Raw genomic sequence first — 16,597 nt, 5'->3', positions numbered from 1 at the left:
ACAACGAACCGCGATATCCATGGAAAAGGGACGGACGCGCGTGGACCTGTTCGAGTACCAGGCGAGGGACCTCTTCGCCAAGCACGGTGTACCGGTGCTGGCCGGTGAAGTCATCGACACGCCTGAGGCGGCGCGCGAGGCCACTGAGCGTCTGGGCGGCCGTTCGGTCGTCAAGGCTCAGGTGAAGGTCGGTGGCCGCGGCAAGGCCGGCGGTGTGAAGCTGGCCGCCACCCCGGACGAGGCCGTCGCCCGCGCGACGGACATCCTCGGCATGGACATCAAGGGCCACACGGTCCACAAGGTCATGATCGCCGAGACCGCTCCGGAGATCGCCGAGGAGTACTACGTCTCGTACCTCCTCGACCGCACCAACCGCACCTTCCTCGCCATGGCGTCCGTCGCCGGTGGCATGGACATCGAGGAGGTCGCCGCGACGACCCCCGAGAAGCTCGCCAAGGTGCCGGTCGACGCCAACGAGGGCGTCACCATCGAGAAGGCCCGCGAGATCGTCGCCCAGGCGAAGTTCCCGGCCGAGGTCGCCGAGCAGGTCGCCGAGGTCCTCGTGACCCTGTGGAAGACCTTCGTCGCCGAGGACGCGCTCCTCGTCGAGGTCAACCCGCTCGCCAAGGTCGCCGACGGCCGCGTCATCGCGCTCGACGGCAAGGTCTCCCTGGACGCCAACGCCGAGTTCCGCCAGCCCTCGCACGAGGAGCTCGAGGACAAGGCCGCCGCCGACCCGCTCGAGGCGGCCGCGAAGGCCAAGGGCCTGAACTACGTCAAGCTCGAGGGCCAGGTCGGCATCATCGGCAACGGCGCGGGTCTCGTCATGAGCACCCTCGACGTCGTCGCCTACGCCGGTGAGAACCACGGTGGCGTCAAGCCCGCCAACTTCCTCGACATCGGTGGCGGCGCCTCCGCCGAGGTCATGGCCAACGGCCTCGAGATCATCCTGGGCGACCCGGACGTCAAGTCCGTCTTCGTCAACGTCTTCGGTGGCATCACCGCCTGTGACGCGGTCGCCAACGGCATCGTCCAGGCCCTGGAGCTCCTCGAGTCCAAGGGCGAGAAGGTCGAGAAGCCGCTGGTCGTGCGCCTCGACGGCAACAACGCGGAGCTGGGTCGCAAGATCCTCACCGACGCCAACCACCCGCTGGTGCAGCAGGTGGACACCATGGACGGCGCCGCCGAGCGCGCCGCCGAGCTGGCTGCGAAGTAAGGAACGAGGTCACTAGAACACCATGGCTATCTTCCTCACCAAGGACAGCAAGGTCATCGTCCAGGGCATGACCGGCTCCGAGGGCCAGAAGCACACCAAGCGCATGCTGGCTTCCGGCACCAACATCGTCGGTGGCGTGAACCCGCGCAAGGCCGGCACGACCGTCGACTTCGACGGCACCGAGGTCCCTGTCTTCGGCTCCGTCAAGGACGCCATGGAGAAGACCGGCGCCGACGTCACGGTCATCTTCGTCCCGGAGAAGTTCACCAAGGACGCCGTCGTCGAGGCCATCGAGGCCGAGATCGAGCTCGCCGTCGTGATCACCGAGGGCGTCGCGGTCCACGACACCGCCTCGTTCTGGGCGCTCGCCCAGGCCAAGGGCAACAAGACCCGCATCATCGGCCCCAACTGCCCGGGTCTCATCAGCCCCGGACAGTCCAACGCGGGCATCATCCCGGCCGACATCACCAAGCCCGGCCGCATCGGTCTCGTGTCCAAGTCCGGCACGCTGACCTACCAGATGATGTACGAGCTGCGCGACCTCGGCTTCAGCTCCTGCGTCGGCATCGGTGGCGACCCGATCATCGGCACCACCCACATCGACGCCCTGAAGGCCTTCCAGGACGACCCCGAGACCGACCTGATCGTCATGATCGGCGAGATCGGCGGCGACGCGGAGGAGCGGGCGGCCGACTTCATCAAGGAGCACGTCACCAAGCCGGTCGTCGGCTACGTGGCCGGCTTCACCGCGCCCGAGGGCAAGACGATGGGCCACGCCGGCGCCATCGTGTCCGGTTCGTCCGGCACCGCCCAGGCGAAGAAGGAGGCCCTCGAGGCCGCGGGCGTGAAGGTCGGCAAGACCCCGTCCGAGACGGCTCGCCTCGCGCGCGCCGCGCTGGCCGGCTGACGCCGCCACAGGTTCCACGGCGTGGGCCCGCACCCCGGCAGGGGGTGCGGGCCCACGCCCGTATGCGGAGCCCTGCGCCACGGTTGCCGCACCTGGTTGGACTAAAAGGTTCATAACCGTATTCGTTGCCATACAAGCGACACGACGGTTAAATGCCAGCTACCCGCCCGAAAGGCGCGTTCTTGGCAGCATGGCCCTGTGAGTGAATACGCCGGTCACGGCCCGTCGCCGACGACGGAGCACCGGCCCGCCGAGGCGGGCCCCGTGCTCTGGGCACCGGCGCTCCCCGGATCGGCGAGCACGGCGTTCATCGGCGGGGTGCTCGCCGCCGGGCTGGGTCTCGGCACCTTCGCCATGGTCGTCCTGGCGATGTGGATCACCTCCCCGTACCCCGACAGCGGCCCCGCGGGCGCGCTGCGCGTCGCCGCCGACCTGTGGCTGCTCGCGCACGGCGCCGGCCTCGTACGGACCGAGACGCTGGCCGGGCCGCCCGCGCCCATCGCGCTGACCCCGCTGCTGTGCGCGCTCGTGCCCTGCACCCTGCTCTACCGCGCCGCCTGCCACGCCCTCGAGCCCCCCGAGGACGCGCCCCCGGACACCCCCGGCCCCGCGCCCCGCCCCGCGTTCACCGCCATGCTGGGCGGCTACCTCCTGGTGGCCCTGGCGGCCGTCATCTACGCCTGGTCCAGCCCGGTACGGCCCGCGCCGCTGAGCACGCTGCTCCAGCTGCCGCTCGTCGCCGCGGCGTTCATCGCCGCCGGGGTGTGGACGGCCGACGGGCGGCCGGGCTTCCCGGCGCCGCCCTTCGTCCGGCGGGTGCTGCCCACGCGGCTGCGGAGGTGGTTCACCCGGGCCCGGCTGACCGCGATCGTCCGCACCGGGGCGACGGCGGTGGCCGTCCTCCTCGGCGGCGGCCTGCTGCTGGTGGGCGTCTCGCTGGCCGTCCACGCCGGGACGGCCCAGGACGCCGCCATCCAGCTCGCGCCGCGCTGGTCCGGCCGGGTGGCGCTGGCGCTGCTGAGCGTGGCGCTGCTGCCCAACGCGATGGTCTGGGCGGTGGCCTACGGGCTCGGGCCCGGCTTCACGGTGGGCGCGGGCAGCCTCGTCGCCCCGCTGAGCGCCGCGCCGGACCGCCCCGTACTCCCGCGCTTCCCGCTGCTCGCGGCGCTGCCCGAGCCCGGCGCGGCGAGCCCGGTCGTCCTGGCGGGCGCGGCGGCGCTCGCGGCCGGCGCGGGCATCGCGATCGCGCACACCGCCGTGCCGAGGCGCCCCCCGCGCGTGGGCTACGGGGAGGTCGCCGTGACAGCGGTATTGGGCGCGCTGCTGTGCGGGGTGTTGATGACGGTGCTGGCTTACGCGTCGTCGGGCGCGATCGGCAACGAGGCGCTCGCCGGCTTCGGCCCGCCGTGCTGGCGCACCGGGGGCGCGGCGGCGGCCTGGACGGCGGCCATCGGCTTGCCGGGGGCGCTGGTGGTGCGGTGGCGGCGGGGGGTTGTACGGGCTGCGCCGGGGGCGCGGGACGGGCGGGCGGAGGGCGGGGAGGCAGTGCTGACGGGGTGGCGGCGGGTCGGGTACGCGTTGGGGTTGGCGGTGGCGGTGGGGCCGGAGCCTGCCGCTCGGGTGGTCGGACCAGAACCGGAACGGGAACCAGAACCAGAACCAGAACCGGAACCCGGCCCCGGGCCCGGGCCGGACCCTGGTCCCGAAGCCGAGCCCGAGCCCGCGTCGGAGGGCTCGCGGTCGTTGTGGGCGGCGATGGTGGGGTGGTTCGGCTTCCGGGTGCCCGGGAGCGCACGGCCCGCGCCCGAGCCGGAGGCGGTCGTGTACGAGCCGGAGACGTTGCCGCTGACGCCGACGCGGCATCTGCGGGACGACGCCGCCGAGGCGGCGGAGCCGCGGGAGCGGGAGCGGGGGCGGCACCGGCCGCCGAAGAAGCGGGGGCGGCGGCGTGGGGGTGCCGCGTCCGACTGGCACGAGCCGTCGGCCCGGCGGCACCGGTGGGAGGCGCTCAAGGATTCTGGGGGCGGGCTGATGCCGGACTTCGAGCCGCGGGAGGGGGAGTAGCCCCAGCCCCGCCCTTTCACCGTTTCCGAGCGGGGCCTGCGGCCCCCTCGCACCCCGCTCCCCGGGGGCTCCGCCCCCGGACCCCCGCTCCTCACGCCGGAGGGGCTGAAATCAGCCCGCACTCCGGGGGTGCGAGGGGGCGGAGCCCCCTCGGAAACGGTGAAAGGGCGGGACCGGGGCACCCCTCACGCGCCGGGCCCGCAGGGCCACCCCCGACGTCAGTCCTGCGTCCCCAGCAGCGGCCGGAACTGCTTCGGGAGATGGTTCTCGCACGCCGCCCGCGACGTCTGCGTGAGCGCGTCGTCGACGCACGTGTAGTAGTCGCGGTAGACGATGTGGAAGGCGAACGTCGCCGCCACGATCGCCAGCGCGAGCCCGCCCGTGACCAGGCCGCTGACCGCCGCCGTCGTCTGGGGGCGGAAGCCGCCGGGGGTGGGCGGCGGGGCCGGGGTGTCCGGGTCGCGCGGCTTGGGCTTGGCGCGCAGGGAGCTGATGCCCCAGTAGACGGAGAGGGCGCCGAGCAGCAGGGCCACCTGCGGAATGCTGAAGAGGGCGAAGAAGAAGCCCCACATGCCCGCGAGCAGCGCGTAGCGGGCGCGCCGCTGGGCCGGGTCCGTGGGATCCCAGCGGAGGCCGCCCGGGCCGCCGGGGCCGCCCCCCGGGCCCTGGCCGCCGCCGAAGCCGCCGCCCTGCCGTCCCGGCTGCCGGCTGCTCCACTGGCTGCCCCACGCCGGACGCTCCTCACCAGGCTGCTTCTCCTGGCCGTTCTCGTCGTCGCCGTCACCGGAGTGGCCGGAACCGCCCGGGTTGCCCGTCGCCGGCGTGCGCGGCTGCCAGGGGCGGTCCGGGCTGCCCTCGGGCGGCGCGGCGAAGGGGTTGTCCCGCTCCTCCCCGTCGGGGGACGGCTGCGGCTGGCTCTCGCGCAGCGCGAAGCGCGGGAGGCGGTGAACCGCGTGGCGGCGTCGGTCCGGCATGTGGAGTGTGTCTTCCCCTGGTGTGGTCGTCCTGCACCTTCGAGCCTACGGTGACACGCTCTTTTTCCCGTGCCGTTCCCGCGCCGCCGTCCGGTCCGGTCCCGACGCTACCTCCCGTGCCCGCCCCCGTCCCGTGGGGGCGGTTCGGTGTGCCGGTATCGTTGCTGGCGGTCGGCGGGTTCGTAGAGTCCCCCGTAATCGGCGACCCCTCCGACTCGTACGACCATACAAACCGCGTCAACGCATCACCCACGCATCACCCGCGAGAAAGGGCCCCACCGTGGCCGCCCCCGCCCGCCCCGCCCGTGTCGTCGTGCTCGTCTCCGGCTCCGGTACGAACCTTCAGGCCCTGCTGGACGCCATCGCCGCCGATCCCGGCGGCTACGGCGTCCGCGTCGTGGCCGTGGGCGCCGACCGGGACGGCATCGTGGGCCTGGAGCGCGCCGAGCGCGCCGGGCTGCCGACGTATGTGTGCCGGGTGAAGGACCACGCCACCCGTGATGCGTGGGACGAGGCGCTGACGGAGGCGACGGCCGCGTACGAGCCGGACCTCGTCGTCACCGCCGGCTTTATGAAGATCGTGGGGAGGGCGTTCCTCGCCAGGTTCGGCGGGCGGATCGTCAATACCCACCCCGCCCTCCTCCCCAGCTTTCCCGGTGCCCACGGGGTGCGCGACGCGCTCGCGTACGGCGTGAAGGTCACCGGGTGCACCGTCCACCTCGTCGACGAAGGCGTCGACACCGGCCCGATCATCGCCCAGGGCGTGGTGGAGATCAGGGACGAGGACGACGAGTCCGCGCTGCACGAGCGGATCAAGGAAGTCGAGCGTTCGCTGCTCGTCGATGTCGTGGGGCGTCTGGCCCGCGACGGCTACCGCATAGAGGGACGAAAGGTAAGGATCCCGTGACCGCCGAGAGCATGAAGCGGCCCATCCGCCGGGCACTGGTCAGCGTCTACGACAAGACGGGGCTGGAGGAGCTGGCCCGGGGGCTGCACGACGCGGGCGTCGAGCTGGTCTCCACCGGTTCCACGGCCGGCCGGATCGCCGCCGCCGGTGTCCCCGTCACCAAGGTCGAGGAGCTCACCGGCTTCCCCGAGTGCCTGGACGGCCGGGTGAAGACCCTCCACCCCCGTGTCCACGCCGGCATCCTCGCCGACCAGCGCCTGGAAGCCCACCGCGCGCAGCTCGACGAGCTGGGCGTCAGCCCCTTCGAGCTGGTGATCGTCAACCTCTACCCGTTCCGGGAGACCGTCGCCTCGGGCGCCTCGCCCGACGAGTGCGTCGAGCAGATCGACATCGGCGGCCCGTCGATGGTCCGCGCGGCGGCCAAGAACCACCCCTCCGTCGCCGTGATCGTCAACCCCGGGCGCTACGACGACGTGCTCAAGGCCGTCGCCGACGGCGGGTTCGACCTCGCCGCCCGCAAGCGGCTGGCCGCTGAAGCGTTCCAGCACACGGCCGCGTACGACGTGGCCGTGGCGAACTGGTTCGCGGAGGGCTACGCCGCGGACGAGGAGGGCGCCGGCTTCCCGGCCTTCGCGGGTGCCACCTACGAGCGCAAGAACGTCCTGCGCTACGGCGAGAACCCGCACCAGCCCGCCGCGCTCTACCTCGACCCCACGGGCGCGGGGCTCGCGAACGCGGAGCAGCTGCACGGCAAGGAGATGTCGTACAACAACTACGTCGACACCGAGGCCGCGCGCCGGGCGGCGTACGACCACGACGAGCCCTGCGTCGCGATCATCAAGCACGCCAACCCCTGCGGCATCGCGGTCGGCGCGGACGTCGGCGAGGCCCACCGCAAGGCGCACGCCTGCGACCCGCTGTCTGCCTTCGGCGGCGTCATCGCCGTCAACCGGCCGGTGACGCTGGAGATGGCCGAGCAGGTCGCGGAGATCTTCACCGAGGTCATCGTGGCGCCGTACTACGAGGCCGGCGCGGTCGAGGTGCTGTCCCGGAAGAAGAACATCCGCGTGCTGCGCTGCCCCGACGCGCCCGCGCAGGCCCTGGAGGCCCGGCCCATCGAGGGCGGCATCCTGCTGCAGGAGAAGGACCGCCTCCAGGCCGAGGGCGACGACCCGGCCAACTGGACGCTCGCCACGGGCGAGGCGCTGTCCCCCGAGGAGCTGGCCGAGCTCGCCTTCGCGTGGAAGGCCTGCCGCGCGGTGAAGTCCAACGCCATCCTGCTGGCCAAGGACGGCGCGACCGTCGGCGTCGGCATGGGCCAGGTCAACCGCGTGGACTCCGCGAAGCTGGCCGTCCAGCGGGCGGGCGAGGAGCGTGCCCAGGGCTCGTACGCCGCGTCCGACGCGTTCTTCCCGTTCCCGGACGGGCTGGAGGTGCTGACCGCCGCCGGCATCAAGGCGGTGGCCCAGCCGGGCGGTTCGGTCCGGGACGAGCAGGTGGTGGAGGCCGCGAAGGCGGCGGGCGTGACGATGTACTTCACGGGTACGCGCCACTTCTTCCACTGATCCCCGAGAACGCGGAAGGCCGCGCTCCGTGGAGCGCGGCCTTCCGGGGACGCTCAGCGCGTCCGGACGACGACCGTGCCGACGATCTTGTCGGCGAAGGTCTGCTTCTTCTCGTCCCACAGCGGCCAGAGGTAGCCGAGGTAGAAGAAACCGTCGACGATGTGGCACAGGTTCCGGACGAACGCCATGCCGAAGCCGGTGGGCATGCCGTCGCGCTCGCGCAGCACGCTGATGCCCACGGCCTTCTTGCCCGGCGTCTGACCGGTCCTGCCCTGGCGGTAGAGGGCCCAGAAGCCGAGGAAGACGCTGAGGAGGAAGGCGAGCCCCATCACGACCAGGCCGCCGGTCACCAGGCCGGTCGACTGCTCGCAGTAGCCCTGGCTCGCCGCGTACGTGGAGCAGTCCTCGTATCCGGTGATCCACATGCCGGCGCCGGCCGCGATCAGGAGCAGCGTGGGAATCCCCAGGATCAGGCCGTCCAGCAGCGTCGCGCCCACCCGGGCCCACCAGCCCGCCAGCGGCGGGCGCTGCTGCATCGCGTACGGGTCCTGCGGGTAGCCGCCGTGGCCGTAGGCCCCGTACGCCCCGGGCTGCTGGGGGAACGGCGGGTACTGCGGATACGGCTGCCCCGGCTGCGGATACGGCTGCCCCGGCTGCTGCGGCGGACCGTAGCCCGGCGGGGGCGGCGGGTAGGGCGGGTTCGGGTGGGTCACCTGGACGTGTCCTTCGAGCGGTGGCTGGGTTCGTACGGGACGACCGTGGCCCGGGCCACGGCGGCGCAATCGTAGACATACGGTCGTACCGCGCAACGTCGCGCGGGCGACTCCGACCTGAGTGGAACCAACCCCACCCGATCCGCGAGGATGTGCACCATGACCGCCCAGATTCTCGATGGCAAGGCCACCGCGGCCGCGATCAAGTCAGAACTCTCCACCCGCGTGCAGGCGCTGAAGGCCCGCGGCATCACCCCCGGCCTGGGCACGATCCTGGTCGGGGAGGACCCGGGCAGCCAGAAGTACGTGGCCGGCAAGCACCGCGACTGCGCCGAGGTCGGCATCGCCTCCATCCAGCGCGAGCTGCCCGCGACCGCCACCCAGGAGGAGATCGAGGCGGTCGTCCGGGAGCTCAACGAGGACCCGGCCTGCACCGGCTACATCGTCCAGCTGCCGCTGCCCAAGGGCATCGACGAGAACCGCGTCCTCGGCCTGATGGACCCGGCCAAGGACGCGGACGGGCTCCACCCGACCAACCTCGGCCACCTCGTCCTCAACGAGCCCGCCCCGCTGCCCTGCACCCCCAACGGCATCATCACCCTGCTGCGCCGGCACGGCGTGGAGATCAACGGCGCCGAGGTGGTCGTCGTCGGGCGCGGCGTGACCATCGGCCGTCCGATGCCGCTGCTGCTGACCCGCCGCTCCGAGAACGCCACGGTCACGCAGTGCCACACCGGCACCCGGGACCTGGCGGCCCACCTGAAGCGGGCCGACATCATCGTGGCCGCGGCGGGCGTGCCGCACCTGATCAAGCCCGAGGACGTCAAGCCGGGCGCGGCCGTCCTCGACGTCGGCGTCAGCCGCGACGAGAACGGCAAGATCGTCGGCGATGTCCACCCGGGCGTGCGCGAGGTCGCGGCCTGGATCTCCCCGAACCCCGGCGGCGTCGGCCCGATGACGCGCGCCCTGCTGCTGGCCAACGTGGTGGAGGCCGCCGAGCGGGACGCCTCGCGGCGCGACGGAACCGGCGATGAGGGCTGAGCCCACCGGCCCGGGCCCGAACGGCTCGGACCCGAACGGCTCGGACCCGAACCGTTCGGGTTCGAAGGGGGCGGGCCCGTCCCGGCGCCCCCCGCAGGTCACGCGGGACACCGCGCGTCCCGAGGGCGGCGGGCGCGCCGCGCCGGGGCGCGCGCCGGCGCCCGCGCGGCAGTGGCCGCTGCTGGCGGTCCTGGGGGCCACGGGCCTGGGCCTGCTGATCGTGGCCTTCGACGCCTTCCGGGTCGGGGCGCTGATCATCGGGCTGGCGCTGATCGGCGGCGCGGTGCTGCGCTGGACGCTGCCGTCCGTGGGCATGCTGGCCGTCCGCTCGCGGTTCACCGACCTCTTCCTGTACGGCGGCCTGGGCCTGGCGATCGTGCTGCTCGCCCTGATGGCCCAGCCGCACGCGTGGCTGAAGATCCCGTTCCTGGAGGACGTGCTGCACTTCACCGTGCAGTAGTACGCAGGACGTCGTGCGCAGTGCGTACGGCAAGGTGCGTGGACGTGGGGCCGCCCGGTGCGTCGGCCCCACGAACGTTGCGTGAGAAGGGGTGTTCCGGCTCATGACCAAGATCAAGGTCGCCAACCCCGTCGTCGAGCTCGACGGCGACGAGATGACCCGCATCATCTGGCGGTTCATCAAGGAAAAACTGATCCTGCCCTACCTCGACATCGAGCTGAAGTACTACGACCTGGGCATCGAGAACCGCGACGCCACGGGTGACCAGGTGACGGTCGACGCCGCCCACGCCATCAAGGAACACGGCGTCGGGGTGAAGTGCGCGACCATCACCCCGGACGAGGCCCGCGTCGAGGAGTTCAACCTCAAGGCGATGTACCGCTCGCCCAACGGGACCATCCGCAACATCCTCGGCGGAGTGATCTTCCGCGAGCCGATCATCATGAGCAATGTGCCGCGGCTGGTGCCCGGCTGGACCAAGCCCATCGTCGTCGGCCGCCACGCCTTCGGCGACCAGTACCGCGCCACGGACCTCAAGGTCCCCGGCGAGGGCACGCTCACCATGACCTTCACCCCGAAGGACGGCTCCGAGCCGATCGAGCTGGAGGTCTACGAGTTCCCGGGCGCCGGCGTCGCGCTGTCCATGTACAACCTGGACGAGTCGATCCGCGACTTCGCCCGCGCCTCGTTCCGCTACGGCCTCGACCGCGGCTACCCGGTGTACATGTCCACCAAGAACACGATCCTCAAGAAGTACGACGGCCGCTTCAAGGACCTCTTCCAGGCCGTCTTCGACGCCGAGTTCCGGGAGGGCTTCGAGGCGGCGGGCCTGACCTACGAGCACCGGCTGATCGACGACATGGTCGCCGCCGCCCTCAAGTGGGACGGCGGCTACGTGTGGGCGTGCAAGAACTACGACGGTGACGTCCAGTCGGACGTCGTCGCGCAGGGCTTCGGCTCGCTGGGCCTGATGACGTCGGTGCTGATGTCCCCCGACGGCCGAACGGTCGAGGCGGAGGCCGCCCACGGCACGGTCACCCGCCACTACCGGCAGCACCAGGCGGGCAAGGCCACCTCCACCAACCCCATCGCCTCGATCTTCGCCTGGACCCGGGCCCTGGCCCACCGCGGCCGCCTGGACGGCACGCCCGAGGTCGTCCGGTTCGCGGAGACGCTGGAGAAGGTCTGCGTCGAGACGGTGGAGGGCGGCCAGATGACCAAGGACCTGGCCCAGCTGATCGGCCCCGGCCAGCCGTGGCTGACGACCGAGCAGTTCCTGACGGCCCTGGACGAGAACCTGCGGAAGCGGACCGGGGCGGCGGCGTAGCCGCCGGGGCATGACGGCGGCCCGTCCTCTCCCCCGTGAGAGGACGGACCACCGGGTTCTCACGACCGATCAGGTCAGCCGTTCACCCACGCCTCGACGTGGGTGTCCTTCTTGCCCTTGAGGGTCAGGTTGAAGGCCTGGCCGGGCTTTGCGGCCACGGTCGCGTAGTGCTTCTTGCCGTTGCACTGGTGCTTCTTGGTGTAGGAGCCGCCGCCCACGACCTTCACGGTCAGGCTGGCTTCGCCGCCACCCCAGCAGGTGAAGACGCCACGGGCCATGTTGGCCCCCGAGGGCACCGAGGTGAGTCCGGAGACCCACTTCTTGCCGTGCGTGCCGAGGTAGTCGCCGGAGATGTCGGCGTTCCACAGATTCCGCCAGTGCTCCCCCGCCTGCGCCTGCGTCGTGGTGCCGGCGGCGGCCGGGGCGGCGTTCGCGGCGGCCGGGGCCGCGAGGGCGAGCCCACCGCCCAGCATGATGGTCGCGGCGGACACGGCGGCACTCCTGCGTATGTTCATGATCCGGGTTCCTCCCCGTGGATGAGCGGTGGGGGACGGCACGGGGTGGACCGCGCCGCCCCCGGCTTGCAGGACTGACTGTGATGCGCCACATCCCCTCCTGCCAAAGGATCGCCGGGAATTGGGCCACCGTGGGACGTCCCACGCCCCCACCTGCGGGGACGCCGGGTCCCACGAGGTGGTGGTGGGACGGGCGAGGGGCGGCCGGGCTGGCCGGAAACCACGGCTCCCGGCCCCGGATACGGGAATCGGCACGTTTACCTCGCCATGATGTGCGGCACGAGGCGACTTTCCGCCTCGAGGGACTCTTGTGACGCGTATGGGGTGGAACATGTCGCGTTGGAAGGAATTACCCGCCTCGCTGGATCAGCGGGTGCGGCAGCTCGTCGTACAGCTCAGAAGACTCAAGGACCGCAGCGGGCTGAGCCTGGCCGCGCTGGCGGCCAAGACCTCGTACAGCAGTTCCTCCTGGGAGCGCTATCTCAACGGCAGGCAGCTCCCGCCGCGCGACGCCGTCGAGGAACTGGCCCGGGTGTGCGGCGCGGACGTGACGAAGATGCTGGTGCTCCACGAGGTCGCGGCGGAGGCGTGGACGGACGAGGCGGCGGAGACGGAGGAGGGGGAGGAGACGGCAGGGGTGGCACCCGGCGCGCCCACGGCACCGCCTCCCGCCGGTGGCGGCGCGCGCCCCGGTCCGCGCCGTACGACGACCGTCGTGCTCGCCGTGGCCGTTGTCGCCCTGGCGGTCGCCCTGGCCGCCGTCCTGCTGGCCACCCGTCCGTGGCAGGGCGACCGGACGACCGCGGGCCAGGAGCACGCCGCCGTCGGCGACACCCCGGCCCCCTTCGTCTTCGTCCAGGGCCGCTCGCGCCCCTGCGACGTCCAGCGGCACGACGGCGATCTGCGCGCCGGCTACAGCGCGACCCGGACCACGCTCATGGACCTCAAGAGCTCGGGCTGGGAGGTCCTGGAGGCCCAGTGCCTGCTGCGGTACCACGGCTTCGACCCCGGCCTCACCGACGGCTCCTACGGGGAGCGGAGCAAGGACGCCGCCAGGGCCTTCCAGAAGGCGCGCGGCCTGGTCGTCGACGGGATCGTCGGCCCGGACACCTGGAAGGAGCTGCGCCGGTGAGCGGGAGCGGGGAACGGCTCGTTCCCGCCGAGTGCGGGCGGCTGGCCGCCGGGCTGCGGGAGCTGAAGGACCGTACGGGCCTGAGCCTGGCCGCGCTCGGCGAGCGGACCCCGTACAGCAAGTCGTCCTGGGAGCGCTATCTCAACGGCAAGAAGCTGCCGCCCCGGCAGGCCGTCGACGCGCTGTGCCGGCTGGCGGGCGAACCGGCGGAGAGGCTGCTGGCGCTGTGGGAGCTGGCCGAGCAGTCGTGGAGCGGACGGGCCGCCGCCGGGGAGGCCCCGCCGCAGGCGCCCCCTCCGCAGGCGTCCCCTCCGCAGGCGCCCCCGCCCGTGGTGGAGGAGCCGGAGCGGCGGCCGTTCCTCGTGCGACGGGTGCTGCTGCCGGTCGGCGCCGCCGTGCTCGTCGTGGCGGGGGTGGTGGTCGCGCTGGTCCTGGCGAGCGGCGGCTCCGGGGCCGGCGACCGGGACCACGCCCCCGCGGACCCCATCGCGGCGGCCTCCTACCCGCAGTCCTACGAACCCGGCTGCCGGGGCGCGGAGTGCGAGGGCGCGGACCCCGGGCAGATGGGCTGCGGCGCCCAGGGCATGCTCGTCACCCTGCTCCAGCGCCGGGCGGCCGGCGGCCAGCGGGTCGAGATCCGCTACAGCGAGAAGTGCGGGGCCGTGTGGGTGCGGTCCATGAACCTGCGGCTCGGCGACCGTGTCGTGCTCACGCTGCCCGGCGCCGACGCCAAGGAGCTCAAGGCCGCGAGCCAGCGCGACACGGAGGTCTATCTGTCGACGGCCATGACCGCCACCAAGGACCCGGACAAGGCGCGGGCCTGTGTCCTGCCCGCCGGCGGCAGCCCGGAGTGCTTTGTTCCGCAATCACCGGCCCCGCGTGTGTGACGCCGGTGTGTGATGCCGCGTGTGAGGGGCGACATGTGGGTAGAAGACGGGTGGAGGAGAGCCGGCGGCCGGTCCTCCACCCCCGTGGGAGGACCGCCCGCCGCTCACCCAAGAAGGATCATGACCTCGACAAGCCGGATCAAGGTCCGCAGGGCCGCTGTGGCGTGGGCGTGACCGTTCCGGTACCGGGTCCTCTTTCCGTACCAAAGTGCCCGGTCATGTCACCGTATGGTCACCGCGCACGGCGGGGGTCGCCGGTCGCGCCCCAGGGGCGTGCGCCCCATGGCCTTGATCAACCCCAAGTGCCTCCGTGCGCCGCCCCTTTGGGAACTGACATGCTGGTTTCGGGCATCCCCGTGGGTAGTCGAGAGCGGGGACCGGGGGACAGGGGAGGGCAATGCCTCGTTGGAGGGCGCTACCGGAGGAACTCGACCCGCAGGTACGCGAGTTCGCCGAACAATTGCGCAGACTCGTGGAGCGCAGCGGGCTCGGCATCGCCGCCGTGGCCGACCGCACCGGCTACAGCAAGACGTCCTGGGAGCGCTACCTCAACGGCCGGCTGCTGCCCCCGCGCGGGGCGGCCGAGGCGCTGGCCGAGGTCACGGGCACGGACGTGGGCCATCTGGGCACGCTGTGGGAGCTGGCCGAACGGGCGTGGAGCCGCTCCGAGCTGAGGCACGACGTGACGATGGAGGCGATCCGCGTCGCGGAGGCGAAGGCGGCGCTGGGGGAGTTCGGGCCGCCGCCGGAGAAGACGGCGAAGGCGAGGAAGCCCGCGACGGCGGGCGCGGCCGCCGCGCCCTCGTCCGCGCCCACGGCCCTGCGCGACGACGAGGCCGGGCCGCCGGCACCTCCGATGCCGGATTCCGGGCTGCCGCGCGATCCCGGGTCGCGGGACGTGCGGGAGAAGGCCATCCCGGTCCGTAAGCCGAAGGCGCCCAAGGACCCGAAGGCGCCCAAGAGCCCCAAGGCCCCCGCCGCCGCCCCCGCCTCCGCGCGCCGCAACACGGTCCTGTTCGCCGTCGGCGCGGTGGGGGCCCTCCTCGTCGTGGCGGCGGGCGTGCTGCTGCTCGGCACGGGCTCGAACGACGGGCAGGTGTCCCCGGGCGCGATCGCCACGCCGAGCGCCGGCAGCCCGTCGAGCTTGCCCGACGGGGTGAAGTGCACGGGCGCCGCCTGCGCCGGCAAGGACCCCGAGACGATGGGCTGCGGCGGCGCGCACGCCACGACAGCGGGTTCCGCGACGGTGGGGGCCTCGTACCTTGAGGTTCGCTACAGCAAGGCGTGCGGCGCCGCGTGGGCCAGGATCACCCAGGCCGCGCCGGGCGACACCCTCCGCATAAGCGGTACCGGCGGCCGGGCCGTCACCGAGAGCGGCCGCGTCGACAAGGGTGCCGACGGGCACACCCGCATGATCCCCGTCGCCGACTCCCGTCAGGCCTCCGCCTGCGCGGCCCTCCTCTCCGGCCGCAAGGGCTGCACGACGCCGCGCCCGACGGACCGCACACCGGAGGGGTGACGCCCACCCCTCCCGGGGTCCGGGGGCGTAGCCCCCGGGAAACGGTGAAAGGGCGGGGCTGGGGCCTCCTCCCGCCGCGGCGGTGCTCGGCCACGACGGTGCGGTTCGGCGGTGCCGTACCCACGGGGGGTGCGGTGCGGGCCAGGGCCGTAGGGCGGGCGCGGCCCGGTGGGCCGTTTGTGCCCACCCGTTCCGCCCTGCGGAACGATTGCCCACAAACGTGGCGCATGCGTGGCGGTGAGGCGTCCCACACCGGGTCGGGAGTACATGGCCGGTCCCGTCGGATAGCCTGACGCCGGATCTCTTGATACCGAGAGAGATCCGCACACCTTGGGCAGGGACACCCACCAAAGCTCGCGCAGGAGATCGCCATGACCCGCACTCCCGTCAATGTCACCATCACCGGCGCCGCCGGTCAGATCGGCTACGCGCTGCTCTTCCGCATCGCCTCCGGTCACCTCCTCGGCGCGGACGTGCCGGTCAAGCTGCGCCTGCTGGAGATCCCGCAGGGCCTGAAGGCCGCCGAGGGCACCGCCATGGAGCTCGACGACTGCGCCTTCCCGCTGCTGCGCGGCATCGAGATCACCGACGACCCGAACGTCGCGTTCGACGGCGCCAACGTCGCGCTGCTCGTCGGCGCCCGCCCCCGCACCAAGGGCATGGAGCGCGGCGACCTGCTCGAGGCCAACGGCGGCATCTTCAAGCCGCAGGGCAAGGCGATCAACGACCACGCCGCGGACGACATCAAGGTCCTCGTCGTCGGCAACCCGGCCAACACCAACGCCCTGATCGCCCAGGCCGCCGCCCCGGACGTGCCGCGTGAGCGCTTCACCGCGATGACCCGTCTGGACCACAACCGCGCCATCTCCCAGCTGGCGAAGAAGACCGGCGCCGCGGTCTCCGACATCAAGAAGCTGACGATCTGGGGCAACCACTCCGCCACCCAGTACCCGGACATCTTCCACGCCGAGATCGCCGGCAAGAACGCCGCCGAGGTCGTGAACGACGAGGCGTGGCTGGCCGACACCTTCATCCCGACCGTCGCCAAGCGCGGCGCCGCGATCATCGAGGCCCGTGGCGCGTCCTCCGCCGCCTCGGCCGCCAACGCCGCCATCGACCACGTCCACACCTGGGTCAACGGCACCGCCGAGGGCGACTGGGCCTCCATGGGCATCCCGTCGGACGGCTCCTACGGTGTCCCCGAGGGCCTCATCTCCTCCTTCCCGGTCACCGTGAAGGACGGCAAGTACGAGATCGTCCAGGGCCTGGAGATCAACGACTTCTCCCGCGCCCGCATCGACGCCTCCGTCCAGGAGCTCGCGGAGGAGCGCGACGCCGTGCGCGCCCTCGGCCTGATCTGAGCCGGTACG

15 protein-coding genes are annotated in these 16,597 nt (G+C 72.6%); 12 read left to right on the top strand and 3 right to left on the bottom strand.

What is annotated here, in order from left to right; translation table 11 throughout:
* The first annotated feature begins 40 nt into the window (after positions 1-40).
* From sucC to IE096_RS18425, 3 genes are all read left to right on the top strand, one after another.
* Complete coding sequence (sucC, locus tag IE096_RS18435) at positions 41-1,216, top strand: ADP-forming succinate--CoA ligase subunit beta (protein ID WP_189453086.1); 1,176 nt, start codon at positions 41-43, stop codon at positions 1,214-1,216.
* 22 nt (positions 1,217-1,238) lie between these two features.
* Positions 1,239-2,123 carry a succinate--CoA ligase subunit alpha gene (gene sucD / locus IE096_RS18430; protein WP_126915613.1) on the top strand — a complete coding sequence of 295 codons (885 nt, stop codon included), beginning with the start codon at positions 1,239-1,241 and terminating at the stop codon, positions 2,121-2,123.
* Positions 2,124-2,321: 198 nt separating this feature from the next.
* Positions 2,322-4,187 (top strand): cell division protein PerM, encoded by a 1,866-nt coding sequence (locus IE096_RS18425; protein WP_189453084.1) that lies wholly within the window; start codon positions 2,322-2,324, stop codon positions 4,185-4,187.
* Positions 4,188-4,405: 218 nt separating this feature from the next.
* Here the strand turns inward: IE096_RS18425 and IE096_RS18420 are convergent, their stop codons facing one another.
* Positions 4,406-5,161 carry a hypothetical protein gene (locus tag IE096_RS18420; RefSeq protein WP_189453082.1) on the bottom strand — a complete coding sequence of 252 codons (756 nt, stop codon included), beginning with the start codon at positions 5,159-5,161 and terminating at the stop codon, positions 4,406-4,408.
* Between the two features lie 280 nt (positions 5,162-5,441).
* Here IE096_RS18420 and purN point away from each other — a divergent pair, with 280 nt between their 5' ends.
* The gene (gene purN / locus IE096_RS18415) at positions 5,442-6,068 is read left to right on the top strand and encodes a phosphoribosylglycinamide formyltransferase (protein WP_189453080.1); all 627 of its coding nucleotides are present in this window, start codon (positions 5,442-5,444) and stop codon (positions 6,066-6,068) included.
* A gap of 11 nt (positions 6,069-6,079) precedes the next feature.
* A complete protein-coding gene (purH, locus tag IE096_RS18410; RefSeq protein WP_189453566.1) occupies positions 6,080-7,633 on the top strand; it encodes a bifunctional phosphoribosylaminoimidazolecarboxamide formyltransferase/IMP cyclohydrolase in 1,554 nt (517 codons plus the stop codon).
* Between the two features lie 53 nt (positions 7,634-7,686).
* Here purH and IE096_RS18405 read toward each other — a convergent pair whose 3' ends face one another.
* Positions 7,687-8,346 (bottom strand): RDD family protein, encoded by a 660-nt coding sequence (locus tag IE096_RS18405; RefSeq protein ID WP_189453077.1) that lies wholly within the window; start codon positions 8,344-8,346, stop codon positions 7,687-7,689.
* Between the two features lie 159 nt (positions 8,347-8,505).
* Here IE096_RS18405 and IE096_RS18400 point away from each other — a divergent pair, with 159 nt between their 5' ends.
* From IE096_RS18400 to IE096_RS18390, 3 genes are all read left to right on the top strand, one after another.
* Positions 8,506-9,387 carry a bifunctional methylenetetrahydrofolate dehydrogenase/methenyltetrahydrofolate cyclohydrolase gene (locus tag IE096_RS18400; protein ID WP_189453076.1) on the top strand — a complete coding sequence of 294 codons (882 nt, stop codon included), beginning with the start codon at positions 8,506-8,508 and terminating at the stop codon, positions 9,385-9,387.
* Positions 9,377-9,847: a DUF3017 domain-containing protein gene (locus IE096_RS18395; RefSeq protein WP_189453075.1), complete on the top strand. Its 471-nt coding sequence runs from the start codon at positions 9,377-9,379 to the stop codon at positions 9,845-9,847. Before IE096_RS18400 ends, IE096_RS18395 begins: the two co-directional genes overlap by 11 nt.
* Positions 9,848-9,950: 103 nt before the next feature.
* Entirely contained in the window at positions 9,951-11,174 is a 1,224-nt protein-coding gene (locus IE096_RS18390) for an NADP-dependent isocitrate dehydrogenase (RefSeq protein ID WP_189453072.1), read from the top strand.
* Between the two features lie 74 nt (positions 11,175-11,248).
* On the opposite strand, the gene IE096_RS18385 is transcribed toward IE096_RS18390, so the two are convergent.
* On the bottom strand, positions 11,249-11,689 hold the full coding sequence (locus tag IE096_RS18385; RefSeq protein WP_189453070.1) for a hypothetical protein: 441 nt from the start codon (positions 11,687-11,689) through the stop codon (positions 11,249-11,251).
* Between the two features lie 331 nt (positions 11,690-12,020).
* On the opposite strand from IE096_RS18385, the gene IE096_RS18380 reads away from it, so the two are divergent.
* The 4 genes from IE096_RS18380 (at position 12,021) to IE096_RS18365 (ending at position 16,588) form a co-directional block, all read left to right on the top strand.
* On the top strand, positions 12,021-12,821 hold the full coding sequence (locus tag IE096_RS18380) for a helix-turn-helix domain-containing protein (protein WP_189453068.1): 801 nt from the start codon (positions 12,021-12,023) through the stop codon (positions 12,819-12,821).
* Entirely contained in the window at positions 12,818-13,708 is an 891-nt protein-coding gene (locus tag IE096_RS18375) for a helix-turn-helix domain-containing protein (RefSeq protein ID WP_189453066.1), read from the top strand. Before IE096_RS18380 ends, IE096_RS18375 begins: the two co-directional genes overlap by 4 nt.
* A 397-nt stretch (positions 13,709-14,105) precedes the next feature.
* Positions 14,106-15,227: a helix-turn-helix domain-containing protein gene (locus IE096_RS18370; protein ID WP_189453064.1), complete on the top strand. Its 1,122-nt coding sequence runs from the start codon at positions 14,106-14,108 to the stop codon at positions 15,225-15,227.
* A gap of 371 nt (positions 15,228-15,598) precedes the next feature.
* A complete protein-coding gene (locus IE096_RS18365; protein ID WP_189453062.1) occupies positions 15,599-16,588 on the top strand; it encodes a malate dehydrogenase in 990 nt (329 codons plus the stop codon).
* Positions 16,589-16,597 lie beyond the last annotated feature (9 nt).

It is taken from the genome of Streptomyces abikoensis (assembly GCF_014648775.1).
GTDB lineage: Bacteria > Actinomycetota > Actinomycetes > Streptomycetales > Streptomycetaceae > Streptomyces > Streptomyces abikoensis.
The sequence above is the reverse complement of the archived record's forward strand: the minus strand, read 5'-3'. Positions and strand labels throughout refer to the sequence as shown.

Coding starts and splice junctions, on each gene's coding strand:
- sucD (WP_126915613.1), top strand. CDS start 1,239: ATGGCTATCTTCCTCACCAAGGACAGCAAGGTCATCGTCCAGGGCATG.
- IE096_RS18420 (WP_189453082.1), bottom strand. CDS start 5,161: ATGCCGGACCGACGCCGCCACGCGGTTCACCGCCTCCCGCGCTTCGCG.
- purH (WP_189453566.1), top strand. CDS start 6,080: ATGAAGCGGCCCATCCGCCGGGCACTGGTCAGCGTCTACGACAAGACG.
- IE096_RS18400 (WP_189453076.1), top strand. CDS start 8,506: ATGACCGCCCAGATTCTCGATGGCAAGGCCACCGCGGCCGCGATCAAG.
- IE096_RS18395 (WP_189453075.1), top strand. CDS start 9,377: ATGAGGGCTGAGCCCACCGGCCCGGGCCCGAACGGCTCGGACCCGAAC.
- IE096_RS18390 (WP_189453072.1), top strand. CDS start 9,951: ATGACCAAGATCAAGGTCGCCAACCCCGTCGTCGAGCTCGACGGCGAC.
- IE096_RS18385 (WP_189453070.1), bottom strand. CDS start 11,689: ATGAACATACGCAGGAGTGCCGCCGTGTCCGCCGCGACCATCATGCTG.
- IE096_RS18380 (WP_189453068.1), top strand. CDS start 12,021: ATGTCGCGTTGGAAGGAATTACCCGCCTCGCTGGATCAGCGGGTGCGG.
- IE096_RS18370 (WP_189453064.1), top strand. CDS start 14,106: ATGCCTCGTTGGAGGGCGCTACCGGAGGAACTCGACCCGCAGGTACGC.
- IE096_RS18365 (WP_189453062.1), top strand. CDS start 15,599: ATGACCCGCACTCCCGTCAATGTCACCATCACCGGCGCCGCCGGTCAG.